Genomic DNA, 6,538 nt, shown 5'->3' with positions numbered 1-6,538 from the left:
GCGTCGCCTCGGTGATGGTGCGGTCTCCCACGCCGAACTCCACGAGGAAGAGGCCGTCCTCGGAGGTGAGCCCCCGGGGGCCGCTCCACGCGTCGCGGGCCGCGTCGAACTGGGCCCGTCCCGCCCCCGAGCGCGCCTTCTCCACCATCATGCTGTAGGCCGACACGGCCTCGCTGCCCTTCGGAGAGAGCCGGAACTTCTGCGCACGCCCGAAACGGATCCGCTCCTCAGTCTCATCCCTCATCACGCTGCCCCCACGACCGCTGGCCGACCCATCCGTTTGAGCCACTTCACATGGCTCCCCAATGCAGCGCCCACGCTCTCCTGCGTGCGGTAGCGCACCCCGTGCTCCCGGCACGTCTGCTCGACAATACGCGAGAGCGCCGGGTAATGCAGGTGGCACACCCGGGGGAACAGGTGGTGCACCACCTGGAAGTTGAGCCCGCCGAGGTACCAACACACCAGCCGGTTGCCCCGGGCGAAGTCGACCGTCGTCTCCACCTGGTGTACCGCCCATTCGCGAGTGAAGGTGTCGCCGCCCGCCGGCACCTCGGGGAAGTCCGCCTCCTCCACGCAGTGCGCGAGCTGGAAGACGCTGGCGAGCGTGAGACCGAGGACGAAGGACGTGAGGGCATAGCAGAGTGCCACCGTCCACACCGGATGAAAGAGGAGCGGCACCCCCAGGGCCCATCCGAAGAAGAACAGTTTGCCGCCGAGCACGCCGACGAGCTTGCGTCCACTGGGGCGCGGCATCTTCTGTTGCCCGACGCTGCCGGTGAGCACGTCCTTGAAGTCATCGACGAAGTGCCACTTCACCGCGAGCAGCCCGTAGAGCAGCCAGATGTAGAAGTGCTGGAAGCGATGGGCCGAGCGCAGCGGCTGGGCCGGGGCGACCCGGCAGAAGGGCTGGATGTCGATGTCCGCGTCGAGCCCGACCACGTTGGGGTGGCTGTGGTGGAAGATGTTGTGCTTCCAACCCCACACGTAGGAGGAGCCCCCCACGATATCGAGCGTCCAGGCGAGCAGGCGATTGATGGACTTGCTCTCCGAGTAACCGCCGTGGTTCGCGTCGTGCTGGATGCTGAAGCCGATGCCGGCCATGGCCAGGCCGAGCGACACGCACCCGAGCGCGACGCTCCACGGGCTCGCCGCCACGAAGACGAGGAAGGCATAGGAGGCCACGAACCAGCCGAGCAGGGCGGCCGTCTTGGCGTACATGCCCGGGAGGTCGCGCGGGGAGCGCCCACTCTCCTGGAAGTAGCTGTCTACCCGCGCCTTGAGGGCCTGATGAAAGGGTCCCGCCTCCAGGAACTTCGCCTTCGTCGCCTGCGCCAACGCTCACCCACTGTCGGGCCACCGATGGGTCCCCGGCCGAGCGGGGCGAATCCCGGCGCGGACGTACCCCAGTTGAGTGGCACCGCCCTTCGTAACACGTCCCGGCCCCGCTTCTGTCACGGGGAGGTCAGCATTGCGTGCGAAAGCCGCGTCGGCCGCCCCTCATACGGCCCGGCGGAGCGCCTGGAGGAGGGCCTCCAGGTCCTCGTCCGTGGTGAGCGGGTTGATGAGCGTCGTGCGCAGCCACACGCGCCCGCCGAGCGTCGTCTGCACGAGGTAGAAGTCCCCGCTGGTGACGAGCGACTCGCGCAGGCGCAGCTGGAGCGCGTCGAGCTCCGCGGCGGGCACCCCCTGGGGCGTGTGCCGGAAGCAGACGATGTTGCAGTCGGGGGGGACGGCCAGCTCGAAGTCGCCGGAGGCCTGGAGGCGCTCGGCGAAGCGGCGGGACTGGTCGAAGGTGTCGGTGATGGAGTCGGCGAAGAGCTTCGTGCCGAGCACGTGGAGACAGGCGTACAGCTTGAGCGCCATCATCTCCTTGGTGCACTCCAGGGTGCGCAGCGCCACGTCGCTCCAGCGGCGCGAGTCCTGGCCGTGGAAGAGGTAGGAGGCCTCCTGGGCGAAGGCCTCGAAGGAGCGGTTCGCGTCGCGGAAGAGCACGGCGGTGATGAGCGCCGGCATCATCATCAGCTTGTGCGCGTCCCACACCACCGAGTCGGCGCGCTCAATCCCCTTCACCTGGTGGCGGTAGCGGGGGCTGAGCGCGGCCGAGGCGCCATGGGCCCCGTCCACGTGGAACCACAGGCCGTGCTTCGCGCAGAAGTCGGCCACGGCCTCGAGCGGATCGAAGGCTCCGGTGGCGGTGGAGCCCGCGCTGGCCACCACGGCGATGGGGCGGCGGCCGGCGCGCTTCGCGGCGGCGAGCGCGTCCTCCAGGGCCTCGGGGCGCAGCCGGTAGCGCGCGTCCACGGAGACGGGGGTGATGCCTTCGGCGCCCCAGCCCATCACCCGGGTGGAGCGCGAGACGCAGTAGTGGGTCGTCTCGGGGACGAGCACGGTGAGGGGCGGCCCGGCGGTGGCGCCTCCATTCCACGCGTCAAAACCGGCCTTGGCCTGGCGCGCGGCGAGCAGGGCGGTGAGGTTGCCGGCCGAGCCCCCCGAGGTGAGCACGCCGCCCGCGCCCTCGGGCAGGCCGAGCACCCCGGCCATCCAGCGCAGCACGTTGTGCTCCATGGCGGTGGCCACGGGGCCCATCTCGTAGACGGCCATGCCGTTGTTGAGGAGCGAGGAGGCGAAGTCGCTGAGGGCGGCCAGGGGGAGGGGGGCGGACACCTGGTGGCCCACGTAGTGCGGGTGGTGCAGGTGGTGCGAGGCCTCGAGGACGCGCGAGACGAGGGCCGGGAAGTCGCCGGAGGGCTCCTCGGGGAAGTCCGCGGGGAAGCGCTCGACGTTGGTGGCGGGCGGGGCCCAGGGCAGCACGGGCCCCTCGCGGCGGGTGGAGCCGGCGAGGTGGTCGGCGAGCTGGTCCACCAGCCGGTGCCCCAGGCGGCGGAAGTGCTCGGGGTCGTAGGCGGCGGCGAGACTCGGGCGGGGAGAGGACATGGGTGCTTGCATGTCCCCACGGCGCCCGGGCGTCAATGGCTTCGTGGCCGGGGACTGGCTCCCTCGTCCTCCGGGAGCGGACAGAGGGACGCGTCGTCCGCTTGCACGCCGCTCGTCAGGCATTATTTCAATCCCCACACCCAGGGCGAGGCGCAGGTTCCGCGCTTCCCCATGCCCAGGAGGCCCGACATGGCCGCCCGTATCACCATCACCTATTGCAGTGGTTGAGGCTACAAGCCTCGGGCCGTCCGTGCGGCGGCCGCGCTGAAGCAGGACCTGGATGTGGACTCGGAGCTGAAGGTAGGACCTTCGGGGAGCTTCGAGATCGCCGTGGATGGAAAGACGGTGGTGAAGAAGGAGTCGCTCCTCTTCCCCAGCGACAAGCAGGTGGTGGACGCGGTGGCCAAGGCGCTCGGCCGCTAGTCGCCCCTCCCGGTCCGCCCGTGCCTCATGGCGTGCGGGCGGCCGGGGGCCCGCTACCCGGCGCCGTGCTCCCCTCGGGGCGCCCCGGGCCTCACCTTGTGCGAGTGGAGGTGAGGCCATGGCGGTGGACTGGATGCAATCCCCGTTCGAGCGGCGCTCGATTCAGCACGCGATGAAGGTGCGGGACGAGGACGGGACGGTGCTCGGCAAGGTGAAGTGGATTGGCGAGACGGTGCTCTTCGTGCGCCAGCGCTTCTCGCGCAGGCTGTGGGCGGTGCCCCTGTCGCACGTGCGGCGGGTGACGGGCAGTGGGGTGTACGTCTCGGGCCGGGCGCACGCGGCGGTGGAGCCGGTGGGAGAGCGGTGGGGTCGGGAGGTCATCACGGCCACGGCCCCGCTGTCCGAGCCGACGCCGGGAGTGGCCGCCATCGGCCAACAAGCCCACGCATGAGGATGATGCGGTGCGCGACGTTTCGTGCTTGAAGGAGCGGCCATGTCCTCCACCGAGAGTCTCTCTCAGAAGGTGTCCGCGGCCTTCGCGGACCGGGCGAAGTTGAAGGAAGCCGAGTACGTCACGGCGGTGCGCGAGACGCTGGCGCTGCTGGACGCGGGCGAGCTACGGGTCGCGGAGAAGGGGACCGAGGGCTGGAGGGTGAATGCCTGGGTGAAGGAGGCCATCCTCCTGTTCTTCGGCATCTCGGAGATGAAGGTGATGGAGGTGGGGCCCTTCGAGTTCTTCGACAAGATTCCGCTGAAGAAGGGGCTGGAGGCGGCGGGCGTGCGCGTGGTGCCGCCGGGCGTGGTGCGCTACGGGGCCTTCGTCGAGCGCGGGGCGGTGGTGATGCCCGGCTACGTGAACATCGGCGCGCGGGTGGGCGCGGGGACGATGGTGGACACGTGGGCCACGGTGGGCAGCTGCGCGCAGGTGGGGCGTGACGTGCACCTGTCGGGCGGCGTGGGGCTGGGCGGGGTGCTCGAGCCGCCCACGGCCTCGCCCGTCATCATCGAGGACCGGGCCTTCATCGGCAGCCGCTGCATCGTGGTGGAGGGCGTGGTGGTGGAGGAGGAGGCGGTGTTGGGCGCCAACGTGGTGCTGACGGCCTCCACGCCCATCATCGACGTCACCGGCCCCGAGGAGAAGGTCTACAAGGGGCGGGTGCCGGCGCGCAGCGTGGTGATTCCGGGCATGAAGGAGAAGAAGTTCCCGGCCGGCAGCTACATGGTGCCGTGCGCGCTCATCATCGGGCAGCGCAAGGAGAGCACCGACAAGAAGACGAGCCTCAACGCCGCGCTGCGCGACTTCGCCGTGCCGGTGTAGGCCTGGATTCGGGGCGCCGAAAATCCTTGTGAGCGGATGAGCGTCCGTTATATTGGACGCCCATGAGCGTCCTTCGCTGTTGTTGCCCGCGCGTGTGACCCGATTCCCCGAAGCGGCCCGTTGATTGCGCCGCATCGGCTCTCTCTTCACGCAGCCAGCAACCTTCGAAGGCGCTCCCGTGCACTCGCTCTCCGTCGTCTCCTCTCCGTCGCTCCGTTCGCTCGTCCTCGCTGTTCTTCTCGCCACCTCGTCCGCCCAGGCCCAGGGCACGCCGGAGGCGGGCGCCGCGGGTCCGAGCGCCGTGCCGCCCCAAGCGCCGGCCAGCGCGGGCTCCTCGGCGAAGGACTCACCCGTCACCGTCACCGCGGCTCCGGGCCGTGGCCTCCTGGTGAAGACCGCGGACGAGCGCTTCTCGTTGGGCCTTCGCGCCCGCGCTCAATTCCGCGACACCTTCGTCCACTCGGGGGACACGGACACCAACGAGCTGCAGGTGCGGACGCTGCGCCTCGTGGTGCACGGCAACGTCCTCGTGCCGGAGCTGCGCTACAACATCCAGCTCGCGTTCGGCGGCGGTGACTTCGAGCGCGACAGCTCCTCGCCCATCTTCGACGCCTTCGTCGAGTACACGCGCTGGAGGGATCTCAACCTCCGCGCCGGGCAGTTCTTCGTTCCCTTCGATCGCGCCCGCACGATTCGCGAGTTCGCGCTGCAGTTCGTCGACCGGCAGCAGGTCGTCCGCGAGCTCTCCTTGGATCGCGACGTGGGGCTCATGCTCTCATCCTCGAACCTGTTCGGCCTCGGGGATCGGCTCGCCTACAACCTCTTCATCGGAGGAGGCGAGGGGCGCAATCGCTTTGGCGCCCAGAAGCTCGGACCGCTCGCGGTGGCGCGCCTCACGCTGCGCCCCTTCGGCGCCTTCGACGATGACCAGGAGGGGGACCTCTCGCGCGAGAAGCGGCCGCGCCTCGCGGTCGGATTCGCCGGCGCGCGCAACCTCGCGACCCACCGCCAGAACAGCACCTATGGCACCACCCTCGCGCTCGGCACGACGGACTACACGAACGCCGCGGTGGATGTCGTCTTCAAGTACGCCGGCTTCTCCCTGCTCGCCGAGGGACTGTGGCGTCGCGCCAACGTGAACTCGCTTCAGGGGACGACCACCTCCGGGGCCCCCGCGCAGGAGTGGACGCGGTCCGGCTATGGGTACTTCGTGCAGGGCGGCCTGCTCGTTCATCCCAACGTCGAGGTCGTCGGACGCTGGGAGCAGCTCTTCGCGCGCCGCGATACGGATCCGCAGTTCGTCCAGCTCGCGGAGACGCAGGGGCGGCAGGTGGCCGGAGGCGTGAACCTCTACGTCAACGGCCACGCCTTCAAGCTGCAGTCCGACTACGTCCGCGTGTTCGGCCACTCCGGCACGCCCCGCCACTTCGTCCGGCTGCAGCTCGACGCCAGCTTCTGACCTCGCGCCCGTCTACGCGCACCGGGAGCCGGCGTCGCCCGGCCGCTCCTCACGGGAGGCCGTGCGAGGGCGCGCGGCGGAACGCACGCTGTAGGGCGAGTCGGGGCGGCGGGCCGGCAGGAGGGGTTGCGGCGGGAGGATGAAGTCGGAGAGGGAGCGCAGGCCGCCGGCGAGCACCGCGCAGGCCAGGCACAGGAAACCCACCGGCTCCAGGCCCCGCGCTCGCACCGCCGCGGCGAGCCCCAGCGAGAAGCTCACCGTCAGGTTGACCACCCCCACCAGGGCGATGCCCACCACCGCCCAGAGGAAGTCCGACTCCAGCAGCCGCTCGGGCCCCAGCGCCGTGCCCGCGAAGGTGAGCGTGCCGGCGCTGAGGGTGACGTGCCGCACGTCCACCGGCAGGC

6 protein-coding genes and 2 pseudogenes are annotated in these 6,538 nt (G+C 70.3%); 4 read left to right on the top strand and 4 right to left on the bottom strand.

From position 1 onward, the window contains the following. The 3 genes and pseudogenes from VF697_RS20375 to VF697_RS20365 all read right to left on the bottom strand — a co-directional run. Positions 1 to 244 (bottom strand): annotated as a pseudogene (locus tag VF697_RS20375) (hypothetical protein); the annotation flags it as partial. Beyond that, positions 244 to 1,335, bottom strand: coding sequence for an acyl-CoA desaturase (locus VF697_RS20370; RefSeq protein ID WP_331097432.1), 1,092 nt, complete (start codon positions 1,333 to 1,335; stop codon positions 244 to 246). The gene VF697_RS20370 and the pseudogene VF697_RS20375, both read right to left, overlap by 1 nt. A gap of 162 nt (positions 1,336 to 1,497) precedes the next feature. After that, entirely contained in the window at positions 1,498 to 2,934 is a 1,437-nt protein-coding gene (locus tag VF697_RS20365; protein WP_331097430.1) for a pyridoxal phosphate-dependent decarboxylase family protein, read from the bottom strand. 189 nt (positions 2,935 to 3,123) lie between these two features. On the opposite strand from VF697_RS20365, the gene VF697_RS20360 reads away from it, so the two are divergent. The 4 genes from VF697_RS20360 (at position 3,124) to VF697_RS20345 (ending at position 6,134) form a co-directional block, all read left to right on the top strand. Continuing rightward, entirely contained in the window at positions 3,124 to 3,357 is a 234-nt protein-coding gene (locus tag VF697_RS20360; protein WP_331097428.1) for an Rdx family protein, read from the top strand. Positions 3,358 to 3,475: 118 nt separating this feature from the next. Further along, complete coding sequence (locus VF697_RS20355) at positions 3,476 to 3,808, top strand: PRC-barrel domain containing protein (protein ID WP_331097426.1); 333 nt, start codon at positions 3,476 to 3,478, stop codon at positions 3,806 to 3,808. A gap of 42 nt (positions 3,809 to 3,850) precedes the next feature. Next, a complete protein-coding gene (locus VF697_RS20350; RefSeq protein ID WP_331097424.1) occupies positions 3,851 to 4,675 on the top strand; it encodes a 2,3,4,5-tetrahydropyridine-2,6-dicarboxylate N-succinyltransferase in 825 nt (274 codons plus the stop codon). Positions 4,676 to 4,853: 178 nt separating this feature from the next. Continuing rightward, on the top strand, positions 4,854 to 6,134 hold the full coding sequence (locus VF697_RS20345; RefSeq protein ID WP_331097422.1) for a porin: 1,281 nt from the start codon (positions 4,854 to 4,856) through the stop codon (positions 6,132 to 6,134). 12 nt (positions 6,135 to 6,146) lie between these two features. On the opposite strand, the pseudogene VF697_RS20340 reads toward VF697_RS20345, so the two are convergent. Then, a pseudogene (locus tag VF697_RS20340) lies at positions 6,147 to 6,538 on the bottom strand (hypothetical protein); the annotation flags it as partial.

Source organism: Archangium sp., assembly GCF_036388035.1.
Lineage (GTDB): Bacteria > Myxococcota > Myxococcia > Myxococcales > Myxococcaceae > Archangium.
This window is presented reverse-complemented; position numbering and strand designations above follow the sequence as displayed.